This is a genomic window from uncultured Fretibacterium sp. (assembly GCF_963544685.1).
Classification (GTDB): domain Bacteria; phylum Synergistota; class Synergistia; order Synergistales; family Aminobacteriaceae; genus CAJPSE01.
On sequence record NZ_CAUUGJ010000019.1, the window covers coordinates 1 to 21,642 of the forward strand.

A 21,642-nucleotide genomic window follows, 5' to 3' on the forward strand; every position below is an offset into this window, starting at 1 on the left:
CAAAACTTCTTAGGGTAATTCACGCCGTCATGACTTCGCAGAAACCCTACAATCCACAGAAACTTTTACCCCCTGCTGCCATTTCTCAATTAACCCCTTGACTTTTTCTAGCAGGTCTTAAATTTAATTTCGCGTTCCGTATTATACTCATCCGCCGGAGCTTCCCGCCTCCGCCTTTTTCCCCTCCCAACGAATCCCTTTTTCTACTCTCCCGTGTTTTTCCGTTCTCGGGCTTTTACCTCGTTACGCTTGACAATAGTTTTATATAAAATTACAATGATCTCACGATGCGCATCGGAGACGATATCGTTCAGAAGATCTCGGACCTGCGGAACCTGGCCAACGCCTTCATCCTTAAATGTCTGGAGGAGGAGGGCATTGTTGGTCTTGTCCCCTCGCACGGGGCCGTTCTGGCGGCGCTCTATCGCGAAGGTCCGCTGCCGATGAAGGAGATCTGCAAACGCATCCACAGGGACAAGAGCACCCTTACCGTCCTGGTGCGAAAACTGGAGGAGCTGGGCTATGTGACACGGGAGCCCGACGAAAAGGACAACCGCATTGTTAGGGTCCGCCTGACGGAGAAGGGCGTCGCCTCCCGCGGCGCTCTCGAACGGGTCTCCCTGCGCCTGCGCGAAAGGGTTTGGGGCGACGCTCCAGAGGAGGAAAAGGCGGCGGTCTGCCACGCATTGATCAAAATGATCGAGCGCATGGAACAGGACACGGCCCGGTGAGGCAAAAAATTTTTTGCATAAATAGTTTTATATCAAACAAAATGGAGGCGACGAAGTATGATCGACTTGGAGAAAATTCTGAGGGAGAACCCCAATGGAGTCCTGGCCACGCGAAACGGTGACGGAGTTGCGACGAGGATCTTTCAGTTTCTTTTCATGGAGGACGGAAATAAGGTCTATTTCTGCACGGAGGGCGACAAACCCGTCTACCGGCAGCTGACCGCCAACCCCAAAGTATCCTTCTGCACCTCGGCGAAGGATTGGAATCCGGTCCTCTCCCTGGACGGCAGGGCCGTCTTCATCGATGATACGGCGTTGAAACGGCGCGCCCTGGAGGAGTATCCCCTGATTCGGGATATCTTCAGGACCGCGGACAATCCCCTCTTCAAGTTATTCTACCTGGAGGTCCAGGAGATCCACACCTTCTCCTTCGCCGAAGGGGCAAAGCTCTCCAAACCGTGACCCGACAATATGCGAACGGGGGCCCTCGGCCCCCGTCGGATTACCGTTTTTTGGGAACCCCCGGTTTATGGCCGGGGGCCGTTTATCCTCGATCGATACGCTCAACGCTCAGAGCCGGGCCCGGCCGCATCGGCCGGGTAGCCCGTGGGGGAGGGCTGAGCCCGGGAATAGACGGATCGGTTCCGCTCCCGTCTGCGCCGCTCTTTTTGAAGGAGCCACGCGGACTCCAACGCCCCGGCCAGGGCCCCGCTGCTTCGCTCCCAGGCCTCCGCAGCCTTTTCCTCGAGAAAGACGTCCCGATCGGCATCGATCCCCACGGGCCGCCGGTGCAGCGTAAAGCGCTCTCCGTCGAAGGAGACCGAAGAACCGTCGTCGAACGGGACGTAGACCCTCATCATCCTCTTCCTCTCTCAAACAAAGGGGCCGCTCAAGGGGAACGGGTCAGGGAAAGGGCCATCTCCACCGCGTTCTCGCCATCCGAATAATAGTGGGCGCGCGTCGCCCCCCGCCGAAAGGACAGCCCCTCGTACAGGGCACGGGCGGGAGCATTGGCCTCCCCGACCCTCAGGATCAGACGCGTTCGGCCCATGGAGCGGGCACATTCCGCAACGGCCAGGACCAGCTGCGTCCCAATCCCGCGGCGGCGGTATTCCGGCAGCACCATGAGCCCCATCAGAAGCGCGAAACCCGCCTCGTGTCCCATCACCGCATAGCCCAGAAGCCTCGCACAGGCACCTCTGGAGAAGGCCCCCAGGTAGGACAGGCCCTTCTCGAGGGGGTCCGAAAGGGATGAGGCCGCAAGATCCCGGGCAATGACCGCATCCGGCCATGGGTAGAGGGAAAGCCCGTTCGCCTCGATGATCGCGGGAACGTCCTCCGGCCCGCAGAAACGAATCTCCGGCAGGAACATCCGTCGTTCTCAAAGGCCCCTGTCGATGGTCTGGCTGCGCTCCTGTCCCACGCCGATGAGCTTTACCGGGACCCCCAGCCCCTTCTCGATATACTCCACGTAGCCCCGCGCCTCCCGGGGAAGAGAATCGAAACTCGTACAGCCCGAGATGTCCCCCCTCCACCCGGGAAGCGTCTCGTATATCGGAACGACCTCGTCCAGGATGTGAGGCGAGGCCGGAAAGCCCTCCAGTCTCCTGCCGTTGTACTCGTAGCCCGTGCAGACCTTGACCTCCGGCATCCCGGACAGGACGTCCAGCTTGGTCAGGGCGACGACGTCCACCCCGTTCAGGGCCATGGAGTATTGGAGCCCCACCATGTCCAGCCACCCGCATCGGCGGGGGCGGCCCGTCGTCGCGCCGAACTCCCCTCCGGCATTCCGCAGGCGCTCCCCGATCTCCCCCGGCTCCTTCGTGGGCATCGGTCCCTCGCCCACCCTTGTCGTGTAGGCCTTGACCACCGCGATGACGCGGGTCAGGTCGCGCGGGGCGAGCCCCGTCCCGGTAAAGGCGCCGGCCGCGGAGGTCGAGGAGCTGGTCACGTAGGGATAGGTCCCATGGTCGATGTCAAGCAGGACGGCCTGAGCTCCCTCCAGCAGGACATGCCGCCCCTCGTCCACCGCCTCCCGGAGCAGACGCACGACGTCGCCGACATAGGGGGCCAGGGCCTTGCCCCATTCGCGCGCGGGCCCGTAGACCTCGTCGAAAGGAATGGGCTTCTCGTTGTACAGCCGGGTTAGGAGACGATTCTTCTCCTCCATCAGGGGGACCAGCCTCTCCCTCAGAAGGTCCGCGTCCAGCAGGTCCTCCACCCTCAGCCCGACCCGTGCATATTTATCGACGTAGCAGGGCCCGATTCCACGGCCCGTCGTCCCGATCCTGCGCCCCTTGCCCCTCGCCGCCTCCTGGGCCCTGTCCAGGACCTTGTGGTAGGGCATGACGACATGGGCATGGGGACTGACGACAAGGCGCGCCCGGTCCTGCCCCTTCTCGTAGAGCTCGGCCGTCTCGTTCAGAAACTGCTCGGGGTCGAGGACCAGGCCGTTCCCGAGGATGCAGAGCTTCCCGGGATAGAGCATGCCCGAGGGGAGCAGATGAAAGACGACCTTCTGACCGTTCGCGATAACCGTATGCCCCGCGTTGGCGCCGCCCTGATAGCGGACGAAGACGTCTACGTCGGCCCCCATCGCATCGACGACCTTGCCCTTCCCCTCGTCGCCCCATTGAGCGCCGATGAGCAGATCGACCTTATTTTCCTTCAATGCCATGCGCCTCCTAACCGCGCCCGCTGTCAAAGCCCCCGAAGGAGCCGCCCCTTCTACTTCTTCCTGGTCGAGGACCGGTCCTTCACGGCAGCCTTACGGACCTCGGCGATGGCCCTCTGGAGCTGGGCGTCCTTGGCCTTGTCCTTCTCGGGCTCCCCCTTGACCTCGATGGTCGGAGTGAGTCCGACGTGGTCGATCACCCTTCCGGAGGGCGTATGGTAGCGCGCGATGGTCACATAGAGGCCCGACCCGTCCGTCAGGGGAAAGAGCGTCTGGACCGAACCCTTGCCGAAGCTCTTCTCCCCGACCAGCGTGGCGCGCTCCCGGTCCAGGAGGGCCCCGGCCACGATCTCCGACGCGCTGGCGCTGCCGCCGTTGATCAGGACGGCCACGGGCATGGAGGTCAGGAAGAGCGAGGGGTCCGCCGAATACTTTTCATTGGCCTTCTCCGACCGGCCCCGGGTCTCGACGACGGCCCCCCCCTTCAGGAACATCCCGCAGATCTTCACGGAGACGTCCAGAAGGCCGCCGCCGTTGTTCCGAAGATCAAGGACCAACCCCCTGGCCCCCTTGCGGATCATCTCCTTCATAGCGTCGCGGGCCTCCTCATCGGTCTTCTGCTTGAACTGGGTCAGCCGGAGATAGCCGATGTCGTTCGACAGCATCTCGTAGCGGACGGACTTGATCTTGATGATCTCCCGCGTCAGCTCGAATTTCAGGAGCTCCTCCTCCCCGTCCCTGCGGATCCAGAGTGTCACCCGGGTATCCGGTCTGCCCCTCATGCGCTGGACGACCCGCTGGGAGTCCCAGCCCAAAACGACGTCGTCGTCCACCTTGACGATCTGATCCTTCGGCTTCAGCCCCGCGCGCTCCGCCGGCGTGTCCTCCATCGGGCTGATCACCAGAACCCTGCCGTCCCGTTCCCCGATGTACATGCCCAGGCCGCCGTAGCGCCCCTCCATCTCGATCTCCTCGTCCTTGAGCTGGTCGGGCGTCACGAAACGGGTGTAGGGGTCCTCCCAGGCCTCCACCATCCCCTTCATCGCGCCGTGCAGCAGCTTGTCCTCGGGAGCCGGCTTGGAGGCGGCATCGACCTGATAGGTCTCGATGATCGCTCTCGCCTGGCGCATGAGCCAGAGCGAACGGGCGCCGAAAGGGGATATACGTTCCAGATCGTTCAGGTCCGACGCCCCGGCGCTCCCCATGAATACGTTTCCGGCCGTCACGGCCGCGGCCACAACGCACAGCCACGCCACACCCCACAATACCCTTCCGTGTCTTCTCTCCATTGCTTCCAACTCCATCCTAAACATCTGCAAAGACAGGCGTTAAAACATGCGCCCCTGTCTCATTCGGCCCAACCGGCGCGTTTCGAGGGAAAACGCCGATCCGCTCCATGAAGCCTCCCTGATGAAACCCTTGATGAAGAATCCAGGCGACCGACTCGGTCGGAGAGGAAACCACGTGCTCGATTCAGCACGCCCCGTCCTCCGGGCGCTTGGGCCTCCCTCGCGTTGCTCGCCTGCTTATCGCTGCGCTTGCCGGTCGCCCGCTTATGGCGGTCTGCCCATGCGGGACTCCGGCCCGCCCGTTCCGAAAAGCTTTGCCGGGCCACCCCACAATCAGCGCTTCCCTAAAGGCGCCTCAGATAGTTCATCGGGTCCTTCGCCGTGCCTCCCTGCCTCACCTCGAAATGCAGGCTGTACTCGCCGGAGGTGCCCGTATTGCCCACCGTCCCCAGGAGCGACCCCATGCGGACGGCATCCCCCTCGCTCACCGAGGTCCTGTCCAGGTGCGCGTAGACCGTGGTGAGGTTGTCGCCATGATTCACGATCACGACCTGGCCGAACCCCCGAAGCCACCCACTGAACAGGACCTCCCCGGGACCGGCGGCCTTTACGGGAGCCCCCGCCGCTGCCCGGATGTCGATGCCGGAGTTGAAGACCTTCGTCCTGAAGACGGGGTGATTCCTCGAACCGAAGAGGGTGATCACGGGCCCCCGGATAGGCCATTCCAGCCGCGCTCCCCTGGCGAGATAGGTGTAGTCCTGCTGCTTCGGTTCCGGTCCCCGGGGGGGCTCCTCCTGTCGAGGCGCTGAAGGCGTCGGGGACGTCGGAGGCGTTTTCCCCGGGAGGTCCGGCGTACGCGGCCGGCCGCCCTCCGATTGCCGTCGGTGCAGCAGGTCGATTATCTTCTGGCCGACCTCCCGCTGCGCGGCCTCCATCTCGCGGGCGGCCTCCTCGGCCTTTCGGCGCTGCAGCAGAACCTCCCGAAGCAAAGCGTTCGCCTGAGTGATCGCGGCATTGTGCCTGACGCGTTCCTCCTTCAGCTCCTCCGACTGGCGCGCCAGCTGAATCCTGTTCTTCTCCAGGTTGACCTTCGCGCCTTCCAGCTCCCTTATCTTTCCTCCCAGCTCCTCCAGGATCACCCGATCCTGCCGGGACAGGCGATCCAGCATGTAGGACATGATCACGGCCTCGTGGGTGTCCTCGGTGGAAAGCAGAAGGTTCAGCTCCGCACGGGCATCGTATTTGTATATGTCGAGGAGGCGGATGTGGAGCGCTTCGACCAGGTTTTTCATGGACTGATCGATCCGGGCGACCTTCTCGTTCAGCTCGCGTGCCGAGTCCTGCAGCCGTTTGGACTGGAGTTCCAGAAGCTCGATCCGGGCCCCCGACATCTGCGCCTGCTGACGCAGCTTCGTGATCCGACCCAGCAGGCCCTTCGCCTCCTGTGCCTTTTTTCTTGCCGTTTCGTTGTACTGGTCGATCTGACGGCCCAGGCTCTGCCGTGCACGTTCCCGGATGGCGATCAGCGCATCCAGGTTCTCCCCATTCTCCGCGGGCGCGGACCAAACCGCACGAACGGGGCCAAGAGCCCCCCCCCACAGGAGAAGGACCGCAGCCAGACAAACATATCGTGCCTTTGTAACGCACGTCAAGGAACCGATTCCTCCATTGCGGGACCTCTATCGTTTGAGATAATCCAGAGGGTTCTTGACGGTGCTGCCCACCCGGACCTCGAAGTGCAGGTGATAGCCCGTCGCGGTCCCCGTCCTGCCGACCCTTCCGATGACGCTCCCGGCCCCCACGACCTGCCCCTCCCGCACGGAAGAGGAGGAGAGGTGCGCGTAGACGGTGGAATAACTGCGTCCATGATCCAGGATCACGACCTGCCCGTAGCCGCGCAGCCATCCGTCGAACAGGACCTCGCCGGCAGCGGCGGCCCTGACGAGGGTGCCGGAGGGGGCCGCGATGTCGATCCCGGAATGGAAGGCCCTCGTCTTGAATATGGGGTGGATGCGCTGACCGAAGGGGCTGGATATCGGTCCCCGGAGAGGCCAGTCGAACATCGACCCCCGGCCGCGGCCCGCGAGGTAATCCACCCCTCCGCCCCTTCCTCCCCGGCCCTGCAGAGACTGGGCCTCCCGCTCCTTCTTTCGGCGCATCAGGGTCAGAATGGTGTGCCCCACCGCCTTCTGAGCCTCCTCCATCTCCCGCGCGGCCTTCTCGGCCAAGGCCTTCTGCTTGCGGATGTCCCCGATGAAGCTGTTCGTCTGCTGGATCGTACCCCTATAGCGCACCTTCTGTGCATTCAGGGCCTCGCTCTGCTTCGCCAGACGGGACCGGTGGTCGTCCATGGTCCTGCGGGAAAGCGCCATCTCCTGCATGCGATCCTGAAGCTGGGCCAGAAGGATCTCGTCGTTCCGGGCCAGCATCTTCATGAGATGAATGGACTCGAGGGCCTCGAAAGTGTTCCGGGAGGAGAAAAAGAGGTTCAGCTCCTCGGTCGCCCCGTATTTGTACAAGTCGATAATCCGGTTCCGCAGCCGGTCGATGAGCTCGTCCACCTTGACCTGCTCCCTCGCCATCTCCGCGTTCAAAAAGGCGATATCCTCCTGGACCCGGTTTCTCTGCAGCTCCAGCACGGACAGTTCCTGGCCGGCGACGGCCTCGTTCTGCTGCAGTTGATCGATGCGTCCCAGAAGCGACTCGACCTTGGTGTTCAGGTTCTTGATCCGGGTATGATAGTCGCCGATGCGCTCCTCCAGCTTCTTGCGTTTCTGTTCCTCGGCGGCGATCCGCGCGTCGATCTCCGAAACGCCCGACGCACGGGCCGGGAGGGGGACGCCGGCCATCCCCGCCATCAGCAGAACCCCAAGGAGCAGACGCGTCCATGCACGCAAGGGATCGTCCTCGGACCTACTCGGGACTTGTGGCCGAGTGCATGAAGCGGGCCACAACGATACAGCTGCAAACCCAGCCCAGTGTCGCCCCGAACCCGGTCAGGAGGATGCAGAAACGCCCGATGAGCCTGGAGTCGCTCGCCAGGGTGAGGAAGGGAAGGTTCTCCTGCAGGATGCGGATGCCGGGCAGATAGGTCGCTACGATCCCCGTCACGGCGATCAGGGCCCCCAGCAGCACCAGAAACGTCCCCTCGAGGACGAAGGGCGTCGCGATGTAGCTTCGGGTCGCCCCCACGAGATACATGATGGAGATCTCCTCCCGGCGCGAGTAGAGGGAGATGTGAATGGTGTTGTAGACCACCAGGGACGTGACGACGACGGACAGGGCAAACACCAGAAGCGCGATGCGGGCGGCCACGCGGGAAAGGGCCGAGACCCTCTGCACGACCATACCGGCATAGACCACGTCGTCGACGTCCGGCATGGACATGAGGGTTCGGACGAGGGGCTCGACGTCCTTGGCGCTTCGGACCCGGACCTTGAAATTCCAGGGAATGGGGTTCGCCCCCATCAGGTCCAGAGCCCGGGACTGGCTCCCCATCTTCATCTGAAGCCTCGCCAGGGACTCGTCGGGGGAGAAGGCCTGGAGATCCGCCACGGAGGGCATCGCTCGGATGCTCTCCGCGACGCGCTCCACCTCGCTGCCCTTCTTCAGGAACACCTGGACGACGAGCTCGCTCTCCAGCTGCGACAGAAAGGTCCTGATGTTGAAGGAGAAGAGGGTCGTCAGCCCCAGGATCCAAAGCATGACGGAGGCCGTGATGAGGGTGAGCAGCCCCAGGACCCAATGATGGATGAGCAGCCGCCCCATATCCCTCAGGATATACTTAAAAGTCGTCATTCAGATGGTACCTCCCCGCCTTTTCGTCGCGAACCAGCTTGCCGGCGTCAAGCTCGATCACCCGCTGGCGGCAAGAGTCCACGATGTACTGATTGTGGGTGGACATGACGACCGTCACCCCGGCCGCGTTGATGGCGAAAAGAATCTTCATCACGTCGGCGGCCGTGCGGAAGTCCAGGTTTCCCGTCGGCTCGTCCGCGATGAAAAGAGAGGGCGAGTTGGCCAGGGCGCGGGCGATCGCCACGCGCTGCTGCTCCCCGCCCGAGAGCTGAGTGGGCTTCATGTAGCGGCGGCGCCACAGCCCCACCTGTTCGATGACCTTGTTGGCCCGATGCGCCACCATCTTGCTGGGGACGGCCATGGCCTCCATGACGAAGGCCACGTTCTCGTACACGGTCAGATGCGGGATCAGCTTGAAATCCTGTGCCACCAGCCCGACATCCCTTCTGTAGTAGGGGATGTCCGCCGTCCGCATCTTGCGCAGATTGCTGTCGTTGACGAACAGGTTTCCCCGCGTGGGCAGGAGCTCCCGCGTGATCAGGCGCAGCAGCGTCGACTTCCCGGACCCCGTGGCCCCGATGATGTAGACGAATTCCCCCTTTTCGATAGTGAAATTCACATCCCTCAGGGCGACGATATCGGGCTCGAAAATCTTGAATACGCCCGAGAAATTGATCTTCATTACGACAAATCCCCTTTTCGCTTCGCAGTCTGGGTCCCGGCGCTACCGTCTTCGTCGAGTCCAAGCCAAAACTGCGGCACTGACGATCTGTGCCGCGGTCAGACCATAGTATTCCTTCAGGTCCTGAGGCGCTCCGCTCTGCCCGAAGCCGATCTCGACCGCCACGGGCTGCACGGGGACCGGATACTCCCTCGCCGCGAGGCCGGCCACCATCTCGAAAAGCCCGCCGGGCAGAAAATGTTCCTCCGCCGTAACGCAGCACCCGGTGCGCTGGATGGAGGAAAGCAGTTGGCGCGCCGGAAAGGGGGCCAGGCTGTAGCAGTCGATGACCTCCGCCCCGATATCCTGCCGGGCCAGTATATCGGCGGCCCTCAGGGCTTCGTGGACCATGATACCACACGCACAGAGGGTGATGTCCGCCCCCCGGCGCAAAACGCGCATTCCGCCGAGGCGCATCCGCACGTCCTCCTCGGAGGAAACGTTCGGGGACGTCCTCTCCGATCCGGACACGACGCTTCCAAGCCTGACATAGGCGGGCCCCCCCCTCCCGACGGCCTCGCGCAGAAGCGCCGCCGCCGAGTCGACGTCCGACGGAACGAGGACCTTCATATTGGGAAGGGAACGCATCAAGGCGATATCCTCGAACATCTGCCTCGCGCCGCCGGTATATCCGGAGCCGAAGCCCGCATCGCACCCCACCAGGCAGACGGGCAGGGAGGGAAGCGCGACCGCGGAACGAATCTGGTCGTAGGCGCGCCCGGCCAGGAACGAGGCGCAGGACGCGACAACGACCTTCCTCCCCCCGCAGGCCATCCCCGCCGCCGCCAGCACCAGCCCCTGTTCCGCCAGCCCGGCGGCATGGGGGAGACCGGCGTCCGGAGCCGATGCCCTCTCCCCCAGGACGACGAGCCCGGAGAACTCCTCCCCCCTCCCCTCAAACGCCTCGCGCAGAAGCGCACTGCAATCCATGGTCCCTCTGACCTCGACGTTCGTCATGACGGCACATCCTCGAGGCCCCGTATCAGGAGCTCCGTGACCTGGTTGTCCAAAACGCTCGCGTCGTCCAGCGGACACTCCAGAAGGGATGGAAGGCCCCTGCCGTGAACCGTCCTCGCCAGGACAACCCCGAACCGCCCATCCGAACCCGAAAGGGATGACCGGGCCTCCTCGAGGGACGCATAATCGTGCCCATCCGCACGGGCGACGCGGCACCCCATGGCGGAGAGCCGGTCTGCAGCCCAATCGAATCCCCCCGGAGTCCCGCGGCCACAAGAGGACGCCTCCGGGCATTCCACGATCAGGGTCAGATTTTCCGGAGCACGGGCAGCAGCCAGGTCCAGGGCCTCCCAGGTCGCTCCCATCATCAGCTCCTCCGCCCCCATCAGACAAAAAACCCTCACGGTGGGCCGACTGTCCTTCAGGGCCAGGGCAAGCCCCAGGGCGATCCCGGCCCCCATCCCCGGGGCGCCGCAGGATACGTCGACGCCGGGAGTCCTCGGGCGATCGGGGGCCGCCTGAAGCAGGCTGCCCAGGCGGGCATAGCTCCAAAGCTCCTCGCGTCCGAAAAAACCGCGCTCCGCAAGCACGGCGTACAGCGCCGGGGTCGCCGATACCCGGCTGAGGACGAAGCGGTCCCGACCGTCCTCGTCCGGTTCTCCGGGGGCGGTACGCAGGACCGCCCCATAAAGCCAGACCAGAAGTTCGACCGCGGAGAAGGAGGAGAACAGGCTCCCCGCACTTGCGGCCCTGAGCATGCCGACGATGTCACGGCGCACCACGAGGGCGCGTTCCTGCAAAGTTTTCAACGACACGGGGTCCAAGAGACACCCCTCCCCTTTCCCATAGGCCCGCGGCCCCGAATGGCCCACCCCTTCCGGAGAGCACGGGCTCCGTTCTCAACAGATACGCGCAAAAAATTCTACAACCGGGAGCCCCGATGGAAAAGCCTCGACGGAAAAAGCCCCCGGCATCCGAACGGATGCCCGGGGGCAGAATTTGCCGAAACGCCGCCAAGTTTGCAAGGATGGAGGAAGATCATCGGCCTCTCACAGCATCGAGATGACCCTTCCCGGCTCCGGAGCGTAGCGGGCTCGCTCGCACAGCGCCCGGGAGACGTCGTACTCCCCCCATACGGCCAGAAGCAGCTCCCTCAGGGAGAGCTTGCGGCGCTCCCGAACCTCTCCCCACAGCGTCGGGGGGAAAAAGGCCCAAAGATTGAAAGCCGCGCGTTCCCGCGTGCCGAACCGGGACAGGACCAGATATCCCGAGCCGGGGTTGAACAGAAGGAGGGGCACGGTGTTCTGGGAAACCATGTGCTGAAGGTCCTCCCTGGAAAACGACAGTGTCTCGAGCTCCGAGAGATCCTTCTCCCCGGGGAGGTCGAGGATGGAAAACCATATCCGGGCGGGGGCGTCGGGGTCGGAAAGCTTCGGGCCGGCCTTCAGCCAGGCGCGGAGCCGCACCACGATATCGAACTCACCGCGGGCAAGCGCGAAGCGCAAGGCCCAGTACCCCTTGCGGAGAAGCTCGTCCTCCTCGAGAAAGCGGCTGAAGGCCCTCTCGTCCCGGAAGGGGACCCCCTCCGCAAAGGCGGCGTTCTCCCTCATCAGCCCCCTCAGGATGAGGACCGCGGATAGATGGTCTCCCGGCGGGTCCGTCTGGACCAGCAGCGCGTCCCGCAGTCCCGTGACGAGCTTCGGGGGCAGCACCGTGACGGCGGTGCCGTCCACGGCGAGGGACAGGTCCCTGTCCTCATAGGGGAACAATTCCCGAGGTTCGTCGCCCGGCCTCCCCCATACCCAGCGCTCGGGGGCTCCCTTGGGAGAGCAGCCCAGAAGGTAGCGGTTGTACGGCAGCAAAACCATCACGAAGGGCCCTCCGGGTTCGGGGACCCCCTCGGGGAGGGACACCTGCGGCAATTGGGCCAATGTTCCATCGGACATCAATTCAAAGATCAAACCGCTCCCTCCCCTGCTGAAGAAGACAAAACGACACCCGGGAAAACGGGGCGCGCTCCCGCCCCATACGCTCGGCTCCGCATTAGCTTATCACAAGAGCCCGGCAAACGCATCCCGTGAAAGGCCATCCCTTTCGGGACGTCCGACGTCTCGAGAAGGGGCCGTCAGGCGAAGGCAAAGGTCAGCGCTCCGTCCCTGACCCCGATCGTGACCGTCGCCCCGTCCCGAACGTCCCCCGCGATCAGCGCCCTCGCCAACTTCGTCTCCACGTTCCTCACCAGATAGCGCTTGAGCGGACGGGCCCCATAGACGGGGTCGTAGCCGGCATCGGCGATGAAGTCCACGGCATCGTCGTCGGTCCTCAGGGTGATCTGCCGCTCGGCCAGCCGGCCGGCCAGGCCCTGGAGCAGAAGGCGGACGATCTGCCGCACCTCGCCGCGGCTCAGGGGCTTGAAGATCACGATGTCGTCGACGCGGTTCAGGAACTCCGGGCGGAAGGACGCCCGCAGCGCGCCCATGACCTCGTCGCGCGTCTTATCCGGTATCGTACCGTCCGGCGTGATCCCCTCCAGAAGGGAGGCGGCCCCGATGTTGCTGGTCATGATCACGACAGTGTTCTTGAAGTCCACCACCCGTCCGTGGCTGTCCGTGATGCGCCCGTCGTCCAGGATCTGGAGCAGGATGTTGAACACGTCCGGGTGCGCCTTCTCGATCTCGTCGAACAGGATGACGGAGTAGGGACGGCGACGGACGGCCTCGGTGAGCTGCCCGCCCTCGTCATATCCGACGTAGCCGGGAGGCGCCCCGACCAGGCGGGAGACCGCGTGCTTCTCCATGTACTCGGACATGTCGATGCGGACCAGGTTGTCCTCGCTGTCGAAGAGCGTCTCGGCCAGCGTCTTGGCCAGCTCCGTCTTGCCCACTCCCGTGGGCCCCAGGAAGATGAAGGAGCCGATCGGCCGCCGGGGGTCCCGTATCCCGCTCCGGGCACGGAGCACCGCGTCGGCGACGAGCCCCACGGCCTCGTCCTGCCCGATCACGCGGCGGTGCAGCCCTTCGTCCAGCTTCAGCAGCTTCTCCTTCTCGCCCTCCACCAGCCGCGTCACGGGAATGCCCGTCCAGCGGCTGACGATATCCGCGATCTCCTCCTCGGTGACCTCCTCGCGCAGCAGGCGTCCCGACGCGCTTTCCTTCTCGGCATCCGCCTCCTTCGCCCTCAGCTCCTCCTCCAGCTTCCGGAGCTGACCATAGCGGAGTTCGGCAACCCGGTTGAGGTCGTACTCGTGCTCGGCCTTCGCGATGTCGGCCTTGACCGCGTCAATCCGGCTCCGCAGCTCGCGGATGCCCGTGATGGCCCCCTTCTCCGTCTCGTACTGGGCACGCAGGGAATCCGCCTCGGTCCGGGCCTCCTGCAGCTCCTTCTGCAGGGCCTTCAGGCGCTCCGCCGACGCCGCGTCCGCCTCGCGCTTCAGCGCGGTCTCCTCGATCTCCAGCTGCATGACGCGCCGCGAGGCCGCATCCAGCTCGGAGGGCAGGGAGTCGATCTCCGTCCGGATCATCGCGCAGGCCTCGTCCACCAGGTCGATGGCCTTGTCCGGAAGGAACCGGTTGGTGATGTAGCGGTTGGAGAGCGTCGCCGCCGCGACCAGTGCGTTGTCCCGGATGCGCACGCCGTGGTGCACCTGGAGCTTCTCCCGGATGCCCCGCAGGATCGAGATCGTGTCCTCCACGTCCGGCTGCTCCACGTCCACCGGCTGGAAGCGCCGCGCGAGCGCCGCATCCTTCTCGATGTACTTGCGGTACTCGTCCACGGTGGTCGCGCCGATGCAGTGAAGCTCCCCGCGCGCCAGCATGGGCTTGAGCATATTCCCGGCGTCGACCGCCCCCTCGGCGGCCCCGGCCCCCACGATCGTGTGGAGCTCGTCGATGAAGAGGATGATGCGCCCCTCGCTTTGCCTGACCTCGTTCAGAACGGCCTTGAGGCGTTCCTCGAACTCGCCGCGGAACTTCGCCCCCGCGACGAGAGACCCCATGTCCAGGGCGAAGACCGTGCGGTCCTTCAGCCCCTCCGGGACGTCGCCGCGGACGATGCGCTGCGCCAGCCCCTCGACGATCGCCGTCTTGCCGACGCCGGGGTCCCCGATCAGCACCGGGTTGTTCTTCGTCTTGCGGCTGAGGATGCGCACGACGCGGCGCACCTCCTCGTCCCGCCCGATCACGGGGTCCAGCTTGCCCTCCCGCGCCATCGCCACGAGGTCGCGGCCGTACTTCTCGAGCGCCTCGTAGGATGCCTCCGGGTCCGCGCTCTGGACCCGCTGGGAACCGCGCACCTCCGTCAAGGTCTTCAGGAAACGGTCCTCGGTGATCCCCAAACGACTCAGGATCCTCCCCAGGTTCGTCGCCGCCCCTTCGCCGAGCATCTCCAGGAACAGATGCTCGACCGAGACGTACTCGTCCGTAAGCTTCTTGGCCCGCTCCTCGGCCCGCATCAACAGCTTGTTGAGACGCGCCGTGACGTAGACCTTCCCCGCTTCGGCCCCGCCCCCCGTCACCCTGGGAATGCGGGCCACCTCATCCGCGACGAGCTTCTCCAGGACCTGCAGGTCGACGTCCATCCGGCGGAGCATCCGCGGGATCAGCCCCTCCCCGTCCCGAAGCAACGCCAGCAGGAGGTGCGCGACATCCACCTCCTGATTGTTGTTGCCTATCGCGATTCCCTGAGCCTCGGAGAGCGCCTCCTGGCTCTTTCGCGTCAATTTATTGAAGTCCATACCGATTCCTCCTCGAAAGGATATCTGACCAATTATGACCAAATTATAAATTCGTGTCCGCGCCACTGCAATACGTCGTTTGCCGTATTGGGCGCTTTAACTTTTACGTCAAATGCGATACACTTTTTCAGAAATGGGAAATCCGCCCGATGGGGGCAAAAGGACTTTATCGCAAAGAAGGACGATGAGCTTGGTGCCGCAGGAACGTATTTATCTCTCCCCGCCCCACATGAGCGGGGATGAGCTCGTCAAGATAAACGAGGCCTTCGCCTCGAACTGGATCGCGCCGCTGGGACCCCACGTCGAGGCATTCGAGCGGGAGACCGCCGAGCTGACGGGCGTCCGGGCCGCAGCGGCCCTTGCGTCGGGGACGGCGGCCCTGCATTTGGCTGCGGAGCTGCTGGGAGTGGGGACCGGAGATCTGGTCCTCTGCTCCTCGTTCACCTTCGCGGCGTCCGTTGCGCCGTTCTTCCACAAGGGCTCGGAGTGCGCCTTCGTCGACTCCGAGCCCGAGTCCTGGAACATGAGTCCGCAGGCGCTCGAGCGGGCGCTTGCCGAGACGTCGGCGCAGGGGCGTCCGCCCAAGGCCGTCATCCTGGTGGACCTCTACGGCCAGAGCTGCGACATGGACCCCCTGCTGGAGCTCTGCAGGCATTACCGCGTGCCCGTCGTGGAGGACTCCGCGGAGGCGCTGGGCTCCCTCTACAAGGGACGCAGGTCCGGCTCCTTCGGGACCTTCGGCGTCTTCTCCTACAACGGCAACAAGATCGTCACGACATCGGGGGGAGGGATGCTGCTCTCCGACGACGCCGAGGCGCTCGAGAGGGCGCGCTTCCTCGCCACTCAGGCGCGCGACTCCGCCCCCTGGTACCAGCACACGGTTCTGGGGTGGAACTACCGTCTGAGCAACGTCCTGGCGGCGATCGGGAGGGGGCAGATGCTCCATCTGGACGAGCGCGTCGCCGCCCGGCGGCGCATCTTCGGCCGCTACGCCGAGACGCTGGGGAGCATCGAGGGCGTGCGCTTCATGCCGGAGCCCTCATGGAGCCGCTCCAACCGTTGGCTCACGGCCCTGACCCTGGAGGAGCCCCTCCGCGTCTCGCCCCTCGCCGTGCTGGATCGCCTGGCGTCCCGGAACATCGAGGGACGTTCGCTATGGAAGCCCATGCACCTCCAGCCCGTGTTCAAGGGCGCGCGCTACTGGCCGCACGAGGAGGGGCGCGACGTCTGCGCGGAGCTCTTCTCCCGCGGGCTCTGCCTGCCCTCGGGCTCCGGGATGACGGAGGCGCAGCAGGACCGCGTGACCGAGGCCGTGCTGGAGGCGCTCCACACGGTCCCGACCGGATGCTGAAGCGTCTTCTGGACATTGTAGGGGCACTTTTGGGCCTGCTCCTTCTGTCCCCCGTGTTTCTGGGGATAACGCTGGCGGTCCGGCGCCGCATGGGGCCGCCGGCGCTTTTCTCGCAGCTACGCGCCGGACTTGGGGGACGGCCCTTCCGGCTCTACAAGTTCCGCTCCATGACGGACGCGCGGGACGGGGACGGCTCGCTCCTGCCCGACGCCGACCGGCTGACGCCCCTGGGCATTTTTCTGAGGCGCACCAGCCTAGACGAGCTGCCGCAGCTCTGGAACGTCCTGTGCGGGGCCATGAGCCTAGTGGGGCCGCGGCCGCTGCTTCTGGAATACGTGCCCCTCTACGACGAACGTCAGAGAAAGCGCCTCTCCGTCAGGCCGGGGATCACGGGCTGGGCGCAGATCAACGGACGGAACGCCCTGACGTGGGAGGAGAAGTTCGAGCTGGACGTCTGGTACGTGGAGCACCGTTCGCTCCGGCTGGACCTGAAGATTCTGGCGGCAACGGCATGGAAGGTCCTGAGGCGCGAGGGCATCTCCGCGCCCGGGGCGGCGACCATGCCGCCGTTTCGGGGAAGTGGAAGATACAAGGAGAACGATTCATGAGCGCCTTCACCAAATGGGACATTCTGACGCATCGCCTCGACAGGGTCCGGGCGGGACTGGACACTCCATGGGAGTTTCTGTTGCTCCTCCTCGACCATGCGTCCCTGTGCCTTTGGGGAAAGAATCCCCACCGGCATCTCAGGAAAGTCACAAAACGCTTTATCTCCTCGATAACGAAGGAGGACGGCTGCTACCGGATTGGGGAAGCCCGCCTGCCGGCGCTGGACCCCGAGACCGAGCGTCAGTTCTTCGGCTATGTCTTCGAGGACATCTTTTACTCCTATCTGAACTGCGGCGACAATTACGACGAAGGGGAGATGAACCGTTACTACTCCCTGTTGACCGAGGGCTTCTTCTGCCTCGAGAACGAGAGGATCGACGTCAGGGTGCATCCCGGCGACGTGGTTATCGACGCCGGAAGCTGGATTGGCGATTTTGCCGCCTACGCCTCCGTCAAAGGCGCAACGGTCTACGCGTTCGAGCCCATCGAGGCGCCCTACCGTTACCTCCTGGAGACGGCAAGGCTCAACGCCAACATCCTTCCCGTAAAGAAAGGACTGGGGGACTCGGAGACCCAGGCGGTCATGTCGGATGACGACAGCTATACCCTGGGCAATGCCATATTGACCAACGGCCAAACCGGGTCAGCCGTCGAGATCACGACCGTGGACGCCTTCGTCCGCGACCAGCGGCTTGCCCGCGTCGATTTCATCAAAGCGGACATCGAGGGGTACGAACGCCACATGCTGAGGGGCGCCCGGGAGACCTTGGCGCGCTTCGCCCCCAAACTGGCGCTCTGCACCTATCACCTTCCCGACGACCCGGAAGTCTTGGAGACGCTGATCAAGGAGGCCAATCCCGCCTACGAGGTCGTACAGAAACGCAAGAAACTCTACGCGGCCGTGCCGGGAGGCAACTCATGCGCATAGACCATATCGGATATGCGGTTCAGGATCTTGCCGCCGCCGCAGAAAAGTTCGAGGCCCTGGGGTATCGATCCTGCGGAGAGGAAACCGAGGATCTCGGGCGTAAGGTAAAGATCCGCTTTTTTTCCGACACATCGGGGGTCATGATCGAGCTGGTCGCCCCCCTGCAGGATGACTCCCCCGTCATGGGGTGGATACGGAAAAACGGCAATTCTCCCTATCATATCTGCTACGAGAGCAAGGATCTGGAGCGCGATATCACGGAGCTCAGGCAGAAGGGGTTTATCCTGGTGCATCCCATCGCTCCGGCGCCCGCCATGGGGGGCCGGCGTGTCGCCTTTCTGTACGGCACCGGGACGGGCCTGCTGGAACTGGCCGAAAGCCCATCTCCAAGCCGATAGGCCCCCGCAGAAAAGGAGTTTCGAAAGGAAGCTTCATCGAGAAAGGAACGGTTTCGACCTCATGAGATCATGCACTCTCGACGGAATAAAAATCGACGGCATCTGCGCCTGCGTCCCCTCCCACACGGTGGACAACACAACATTCGGCGCGGAACTTTTTGGAGACAGGATAGAGGACACCATCAGGGTCACGGGGATACGGACCCGCCGTGTCTGCCCCCCCGGGAGCGGAATCACCGCTCTCGACCTCTGTATCGAGGCTGCGAAAAAGCTGTTGGAACACCATACCCTCACCCCTTCCGACCTTGGAGGGGTGCTCTTCGTCACTCAGACGCCCGACCACGACATTCCCAACAACTCATCCCGAGCGGCAGACCTGCTGGGCCTGTCCCATAGCTGCACAGCCGTGGACACGAGCTTCGGCTGTTCGGGGTATGTCTACGGGCTCTGGCTGGCCGGACTGATGGCCAAGTCTCTGAATGCCCCCGTCCTCCTTTTGGATGGGGAGACTCATTCCTATTTTACATCGCCAAGGGATCGCGCAACCGCCCTGCTCTTCGGGGATGCCGGTTCCGCGACAATTCTCACACCGGATGAAGGAGCGGATCCCTGGTTCTTCGGATTCCTGACGGACGGTTCAAAACATGACGTTCTGCTCGTCCCAGAGGGGCGATCGCGCAATCTTTTCAACGAGCATTCTCTGGAGTATCGGAATTGGCCGGACGGCGGGGTGCGTCGCCCCATCGACATCCGGATGGACGGAATGGCCGTATTCAATTTTGTGGTGCGCAACGTTCCTCCGGTCCTGACCGAGGTTCTGAAGAATGCAGGGGTCCCGGCCGACGCCGTCGATCGGCTGCTTCTGCATCAAGCCAACCTCTTCATGATCGAACAGGTGGCGAAGCAGATCGGAATATCCCGTGACAAGATGCCCGTCAGCCTAAATCGCTACGGCAACTCCAGCTCAGCGACCCTCCCCGTCACGATTTGCTCGGAACTTGCGGGCGAACTCCAAACCGAAAGGAAGCGGACGCTGCTTGCGGGATTCGGGGCCGGGCTTTCCATCGCAGCCGCTTCGATCGAAATGGGCCCCTGCATCTGTCCCGGCCTGCTCGAATACCCCGGCGAATGAAGGACTGGATCAGAATGAACCATTTACGGATCGGGAGGTTTGTAGGGCGATGACAACGGAAGAGAAAATAGAGCTCTTGACCAGAACCATCGAGGCCGTGCCCGGCTCGCTGAAGCCGGAAACGGTTCTGGATGAGCTGGACTACTGGGATTCTCTGAGCAAGCTGTCCGTCTTGGCGATGTTTGGCACCCACTTCGATAGGGAACTGGACCTTGGAGTGCTCCGAGCCTTCAGAACCGTCGGCGACATTCTGACCGAGATGCACGCCTGACGCCGATGGCCTACCAGGAACAAAATTCAAGAACGGACTTCAGGAACGGAATGGAGGTTTGATTGCATGTCCATGGAACCGAATCCATTTTCTCTCTGCGGCCGGACGATCCTCGTAACCGGAGGTTCCTCCGGCATCGGCCGCGCCGTAGCCATTGGCGCGGCACGGATGGGCGCCCGAATCGCCGTGCTGGGCAGGACCCCGGACAGGGTTCAGGAAACCCTTTCGTTGCTGGAGGGGACCGGCCACGTCGGACATGTTTCCGACCTGACGAAGATCGACGGCATCGAAGGCGACGTTCAGGCTATCCTTGACCGTTCCGGGCCGTTCGGTGGGCTCGTGTACAGCGCCGGAGCGTCGGACGTCACGCTGCTGCGGGATATCGATATGGAAAAGGCCGAGCGGCAGATGCGCCTCAACTGGCTGTCCTTCATGGCCCTGTCGCAGGCGATCTGCCGCCGCGGACGCTATGCCCCGGGGCTGAGCGTCGTCGCATTGGCCTCGATCTCCGCACTTACCGGACAAGTAGGGCTCAGCGCCTACGCCGGGACCAAGGGGGCCCTTATCGCGTCGGTGCGCTCGCTGGCCTCGGAGTACGCGCCGCGCGGCATCCGCTTCAACTGCATTTCTCCCTGTCCCGTCGACACCCCCATGCAGCGGGAGACCCGAGCCCGGCTCGGCGAGGAATGGTACCGGAAAGAGGTCCTCGAGAAGGCCCGGCTGGGGCCGCTCGCCCCCGAGGACGTCGCCGACCCCGTCCTGTTCCTGCTCTCCGACGCCAGCCGGCGCATCACGGGCACGAACATGATCGTCGACGGCGGATGGTCGCTCTCCTGAGCCAGTAAAAAGAGCGTGACACAAAGGAAATGAAGCACCAAAAGTAAATTCCATTCCAAATCGTTTACAGGCGATAAGCGGAGAGCCCGCGAAGAAGGAGCCGTGCGAATCGCTTAGGTTTTTCACCAGGCGTACGGAGAAGTACGTCGGACCGAAGGTTTGCGGAGCAGCCAAGGTGAGCCTTCATTCTTTACCTGCATCGACAACGCGGTAACGGTACCGCGTGTCGATGCAGGCGAGGGACACGTCATTCAAGACCTGCCGGTCTTGAGGAGGCGGTCATCTGTTTACACGAAGCATACGAGTGATTTGGATTTGAAACAAGGAGGATCCCGATGGATGCTGTTGCCAAGACAGACCCTGTCTTCAAGATGAATGCTGTCGTCAAGATCGTCTCCGAGGTCCTGGGGCTCCCCGTTACTGCCGAGTCGTCCATGGAGAACACCGAGGGCTGGGACTCCCTGAAGACCCTCCAGATCGTCATGGCGCTGGACGAGGCGGGGATGCCCGTCCCGCTCGAAAGGATCGCGGAGATACGCACCGTGGCGGACATCGCCCGATTCTCGAGGCAGGACCATGCATGATCTCGTGATCTACGGGGCAGGCGGACTGGGGCGCGAGGTCGCCGAGATCGTTCGGCGCATCAACGAGCGCCACCGGTTCTGGAATCTCCTGGGCTTCCTCGACGACGGAGCCGAGGCCGGAACGTTCTCGGGAGGGCTTCCCATCCTTGGAGGGCGGAGCTTCGCCGAGGAATTCGACGGTCCTCTCGACGTCGTCCTTTCCATCGCCCGGCCCTCGGACAAGCGTGCGATATACGAGGCTCTGAAGCGCTGCCCCCACGTGCGTTTTCCGAACGTCATCGACACGGACTCGAAGCTCTCCTCCCGCATCGCGATGGAGGAGGGGGTGGTCGTCTCGCACTTCTGCTCCCTGTCCGTAGACATCAGTCTGGGCCGGTGCGTCTTCATCAACACCGGCTCCCATGTCGGACACGATTCCGTGCTGGGCGACTTCTGTTCCGTGATGCCCAACGTCAACATCTCGGGGAACGTCACGATCGGGGCGGAGTCCACCATTGGGGCCGGGGCCTCGATCCTCCAGGGACGATCGGTCGGCTCCGGGGTCATGGTCGGCATGGGGACCATCGTCCTGACCGACGTCCCGGATGCCTGCACGGTGCTGGGAAACCCCGCGCGAAAGTTCTGAGGCGC

General features: G+C 63.7%; 23 protein-coding genes. 11 read left to right on the top strand and 12 right to left on the bottom strand.

What is annotated here, in order from left to right; translation table 11 throughout:
* The first annotated feature begins 287 nt into the window (after positions 1 to 287).
* Positions 288 to 731, top strand: coding sequence for a MarR family transcriptional regulator (locus ABLA28_RS03210; protein ID WP_347712488.1), 444 nt, complete (start codon positions 288 to 290; stop codon positions 729 to 731).
* Positions 732 to 788: 57 nt separating this feature from the next.
* A complete protein-coding gene (locus ABLA28_RS03215; protein WP_347712489.1) occupies positions 789 to 1,193 on the top strand; it encodes a pyridoxamine 5'-phosphate oxidase family protein in 405 nt (134 codons plus the stop codon).
* A gap of 101 nt (positions 1,194 to 1,294) precedes the next feature.
* Here the strand turns inward: ABLA28_RS03215 and ABLA28_RS03220 are convergent, their stop codons facing one another.
* The 12 genes from ABLA28_RS03220 to clpB all read right to left on the bottom strand — a co-directional run bounded on the left by ABLA28_RS03220 (position 1,295) and on the right by clpB (position 14,902).
* A complete protein-coding gene (locus tag ABLA28_RS03220; protein WP_347712490.1) occupies positions 1,295 to 1,591 on the bottom strand; it encodes a hypothetical protein in 297 nt (98 codons plus the stop codon).
* A 29-nt stretch (positions 1,592 to 1,620) separates the two neighbouring features.
* Complete coding sequence (locus ABLA28_RS03225; protein ID WP_299299657.1) at positions 1,621 to 2,103, bottom strand: GNAT family N-acetyltransferase; 483 nt, start codon at positions 2,101 to 2,103, stop codon at positions 1,621 to 1,623.
* Positions 2,104 to 2,112: 9 nt separating this feature from the next.
* On the bottom strand, positions 2,113 to 3,402 hold the full coding sequence (locus ABLA28_RS03230) for an adenylosuccinate synthase (protein WP_347712491.1): 1,290 nt from the start codon (positions 3,400 to 3,402) through the stop codon (positions 2,113 to 2,115).
* 56 nt (positions 3,403 to 3,458) lie between these two features.
* On the bottom strand, positions 3,459 to 4,694 hold the full coding sequence (locus tag ABLA28_RS03235; protein ID WP_347712492.1) for a S41 family peptidase: 1,236 nt from the start codon (positions 4,692 to 4,694) through the stop codon (positions 3,459 to 3,461).
* Between the two features lie 344 nt (positions 4,695 to 5,038).
* Positions 5,039 to 6,346 (bottom strand): peptidoglycan DD-metalloendopeptidase family protein, encoded by a 1,308-nt coding sequence (locus ABLA28_RS03240; protein ID WP_347712493.1) that lies wholly within the window; start codon positions 6,344 to 6,346, stop codon positions 5,039 to 5,041.
* Positions 6,347 to 6,373: 27 nt separating this feature from the next.
* Positions 6,374 to 7,591: a peptidoglycan DD-metalloendopeptidase family protein gene (locus ABLA28_RS03245; RefSeq protein ID WP_347712494.1), complete on the bottom strand. Its 1,218-nt coding sequence runs from the start codon at positions 7,589 to 7,591 to the stop codon at positions 6,374 to 6,376.
* A 16-nt stretch (positions 7,592 to 7,607) separates the two neighbouring features.
* The gene (locus ABLA28_RS03250) at positions 7,608 to 8,492 is read right to left on the bottom strand and encodes a permease-like cell division protein FtsX (RefSeq protein WP_347712495.1); all 885 of its coding nucleotides are present in this window, start codon (positions 8,490 to 8,492) and stop codon (positions 7,608 to 7,610) included.
* Entirely contained in the window at positions 8,479 to 9,174 is a 696-nt protein-coding gene (locus tag ABLA28_RS03255) for an ATP-binding cassette domain-containing protein (protein WP_299299134.1), read from the bottom strand. Before ABLA28_RS03255 ends, ABLA28_RS03250 begins: the two co-directional genes overlap by 14 nt.
* Before the next feature lie 42 nt (positions 9,175 to 9,216).
* Positions 9,217 to 10,170: a transketolase C-terminal domain-containing protein gene (locus tag ABLA28_RS03260; RefSeq protein WP_347712496.1), complete on the bottom strand. Its 954-nt coding sequence runs from the start codon at positions 10,168 to 10,170 to the stop codon at positions 9,217 to 9,219.
* On the bottom strand, positions 10,167 to 10,985 hold the full coding sequence (locus ABLA28_RS03265) for a transketolase (protein WP_347712510.1): 819 nt from the start codon (positions 10,983 to 10,985) through the stop codon (positions 10,167 to 10,169). Before ABLA28_RS03265 ends, ABLA28_RS03260 begins: the two co-directional genes overlap by 4 nt.
* A 234-nt stretch (positions 10,986 to 11,219) precedes the next feature.
* Positions 11,220 to 12,041, bottom strand: coding sequence for a hypothetical protein (locus ABLA28_RS03270; protein ID WP_347712497.1), 822 nt, complete (start codon positions 12,039 to 12,041; stop codon positions 11,220 to 11,222).
* A gap of 254 nt (positions 12,042 to 12,295) precedes the next feature.
* Entirely contained in the window at positions 12,296 to 14,902 is a 2,607-nt protein-coding gene (gene clpB / locus ABLA28_RS03275; RefSeq protein ID WP_347712498.1) for an ATP-dependent chaperone ClpB, read from the bottom strand.
* Positions 14,903 to 15,086: 184 nt separating this feature from the next.
* Here clpB and ABLA28_RS03280 point away from each other — a divergent pair, with 184 nt between their 5' ends.
* From ABLA28_RS03280 to ABLA28_RS03320, 9 genes are all read left to right on the top strand, one after another.
* The gene (locus ABLA28_RS03280; protein ID WP_347712499.1) at positions 15,087 to 16,253 is read left to right on the top strand and encodes an aminotransferase class I/II-fold pyridoxal phosphate-dependent enzyme; all 1,167 of its coding nucleotides are present in this window, start codon (positions 15,087 to 15,089) and stop codon (positions 16,251 to 16,253) included.
* Positions 16,247 to 16,861 carry a sugar transferase gene (locus ABLA28_RS03285; RefSeq protein WP_347712500.1) on the top strand — a complete coding sequence of 205 codons (615 nt, stop codon included), beginning with the start codon at positions 16,247 to 16,249 and terminating at the stop codon, positions 16,859 to 16,861. Before ABLA28_RS03280 ends, ABLA28_RS03285 begins: the two co-directional genes overlap by 7 nt.
* Positions 16,858 to 17,790: an FkbM family methyltransferase gene (locus tag ABLA28_RS03290; protein WP_347712501.1), complete on the top strand. Its 933-nt coding sequence runs from the start codon at positions 16,858 to 16,860 to the stop codon at positions 17,788 to 17,790. Before ABLA28_RS03285 ends, ABLA28_RS03290 begins: the two co-directional genes overlap by 4 nt.
* On the top strand, positions 17,781 to 18,188 hold the full coding sequence (locus ABLA28_RS03295) for a VOC family protein (RefSeq protein ID WP_299301023.1): 408 nt from the start codon (positions 17,781 to 17,783) through the stop codon (positions 18,186 to 18,188). The genes ABLA28_RS03290 and ABLA28_RS03295 overlap by 10 nt, the downstream gene beginning before the upstream one ends.
* Positions 18,189 to 18,249: 61 nt before the next feature.
* Complete coding sequence (locus ABLA28_RS03300; RefSeq protein WP_347712502.1) at positions 18,250 to 19,320, top strand: ketoacyl-ACP synthase III; 1,071 nt, start codon at positions 18,250 to 18,252, stop codon at positions 19,318 to 19,320.
* A gap of 49 nt (positions 19,321 to 19,369) precedes the next feature.
* Positions 19,370 to 19,591 carry a hypothetical protein gene (locus ABLA28_RS03305; protein WP_347712503.1) on the top strand — a complete coding sequence of 74 codons (222 nt, stop codon included), beginning with the start codon at positions 19,370 to 19,372 and terminating at the stop codon, positions 19,589 to 19,591.
* Between the two features lie 66 nt (positions 19,592 to 19,657).
* A complete protein-coding gene (locus tag ABLA28_RS03310; RefSeq protein ID WP_347712504.1) occupies positions 19,658 to 20,428 on the top strand; it encodes an SDR family oxidoreductase in 771 nt (256 codons plus the stop codon).
* A gap of 335 nt (positions 20,429 to 20,763) precedes the next feature.
* Positions 20,764 to 21,012: an acyl carrier protein gene (locus ABLA28_RS03315; RefSeq protein WP_347712505.1), complete on the top strand. Its 249-nt coding sequence runs from the start codon at positions 20,764 to 20,766 to the stop codon at positions 21,010 to 21,012.
* Positions 21,005 to 21,637: an acetyltransferase gene (locus tag ABLA28_RS03320; RefSeq protein ID WP_347712506.1), complete on the top strand. Its 633-nt coding sequence runs from the start codon at positions 21,005 to 21,007 to the stop codon at positions 21,635 to 21,637. Before ABLA28_RS03315 ends, ABLA28_RS03320 begins: the two co-directional genes overlap by 8 nt.
* Positions 21,638 to 21,642 lie beyond the last annotated feature (5 nt).

What these genes read in the sequence shown, in the direction of transcription:
- ABLA28_RS03210 (WP_347712488.1), top strand. Translation starts at nt 288, where the DNA reads ATGCGCATCGGAGACGATATCGTTCAGAAGATCTCGGACCTGCGGAAC.
- ABLA28_RS03215 (WP_347712489.1), top strand. Translation starts at nt 789, where the DNA reads ATGATCGACTTGGAGAAAATTCTGAGGGAGAACCCCAATGGAGTCCTG.
- ABLA28_RS03220 (WP_347712490.1), bottom strand. Translation starts at nt 1,591, where the DNA reads ATGATGAGGGTCTACGTCCCGTTCGACGACGGTTCTTCGGTCTCCTTC.
- ABLA28_RS03225 (WP_299299657.1), bottom strand. Translation starts at nt 2,103, where the DNA reads ATGTTCCTGCCGGAGATTCGTTTCTGCGGGCCGGAGGACGTTCCCGCG.
- ABLA28_RS03235 (WP_347712492.1), bottom strand. Translation starts at nt 4,694, where the DNA reads ATGGAGAGAAGACACGGAAGGGTATTGTGGGGTGTGGCGTGGCTGTGC.
- ABLA28_RS03250 (WP_347712495.1), bottom strand. Translation starts at nt 8,492, where the DNA reads ATGACGACTTTTAAGTATATCCTGAGGGATATGGGGCGGCTGCTCATC.
- ABLA28_RS03255 (WP_299299134.1), bottom strand. Translation starts at nt 9,174, where the DNA reads ATGAAGATCAATTTCTCGGGCGTATTCAAGATTTTCGAGCCCGATATC.
- ABLA28_RS03260 (WP_347712496.1), bottom strand. Translation starts at nt 10,170, where the DNA reads ATGACGAACGTCGAGGTCAGAGGGACCATGGATTGCAGTGCGCTTCTG.
- clpB (WP_347712498.1), bottom strand. Translation starts at nt 14,902, where the DNA reads ATGGACTTCAATAAATTGACGCGAAAGAGCCAGGAGGCGCTCTCCGAG.
- ABLA28_RS03280 (WP_347712499.1), top strand. Translation starts at nt 15,087, where the DNA reads ATGAGCTTGGTGCCGCAGGAACGTATTTATCTCTCCCCGCCCCACATG.
- ABLA28_RS03285 (WP_347712500.1), top strand. Translation starts at nt 16,247, where the DNA reads ATGCTGAAGCGTCTTCTGGACATTGTAGGGGCACTTTTGGGCCTGCTC.
- ABLA28_RS03290 (WP_347712501.1), top strand. Translation starts at nt 16,858, where the DNA reads ATGAGCGCCTTCACCAAATGGGACATTCTGACGCATCGCCTCGACAGG.
- ABLA28_RS03295 (WP_299301023.1), top strand. Translation starts at nt 17,781, where the DNA reads ATGCGCATAGACCATATCGGATATGCGGTTCAGGATCTTGCCGCCGCC.
- ABLA28_RS03300 (WP_347712502.1), top strand. Translation starts at nt 18,250, where the DNA reads ATGAGATCATGCACTCTCGACGGAATAAAAATCGACGGCATCTGCGCC.
- ABLA28_RS03305 (WP_347712503.1), top strand. Translation starts at nt 19,370, where the DNA reads ATGACAACGGAAGAGAAAATAGAGCTCTTGACCAGAACCATCGAGGCC.
- ABLA28_RS03310 (WP_347712504.1), top strand. Translation starts at nt 19,658, where the DNA reads ATGTCCATGGAACCGAATCCATTTTCTCTCTGCGGCCGGACGATCCTC.
- ABLA28_RS03315 (WP_347712505.1), top strand. Translation starts at nt 20,764, where the DNA reads ATGGATGCTGTTGCCAAGACAGACCCTGTCTTCAAGATGAATGCTGTC.
- ABLA28_RS03320 (WP_347712506.1), top strand. Translation starts at nt 21,005, where the DNA reads ATGCATGATCTCGTGATCTACGGGGCAGGCGGACTGGGGCGCGAGGTC.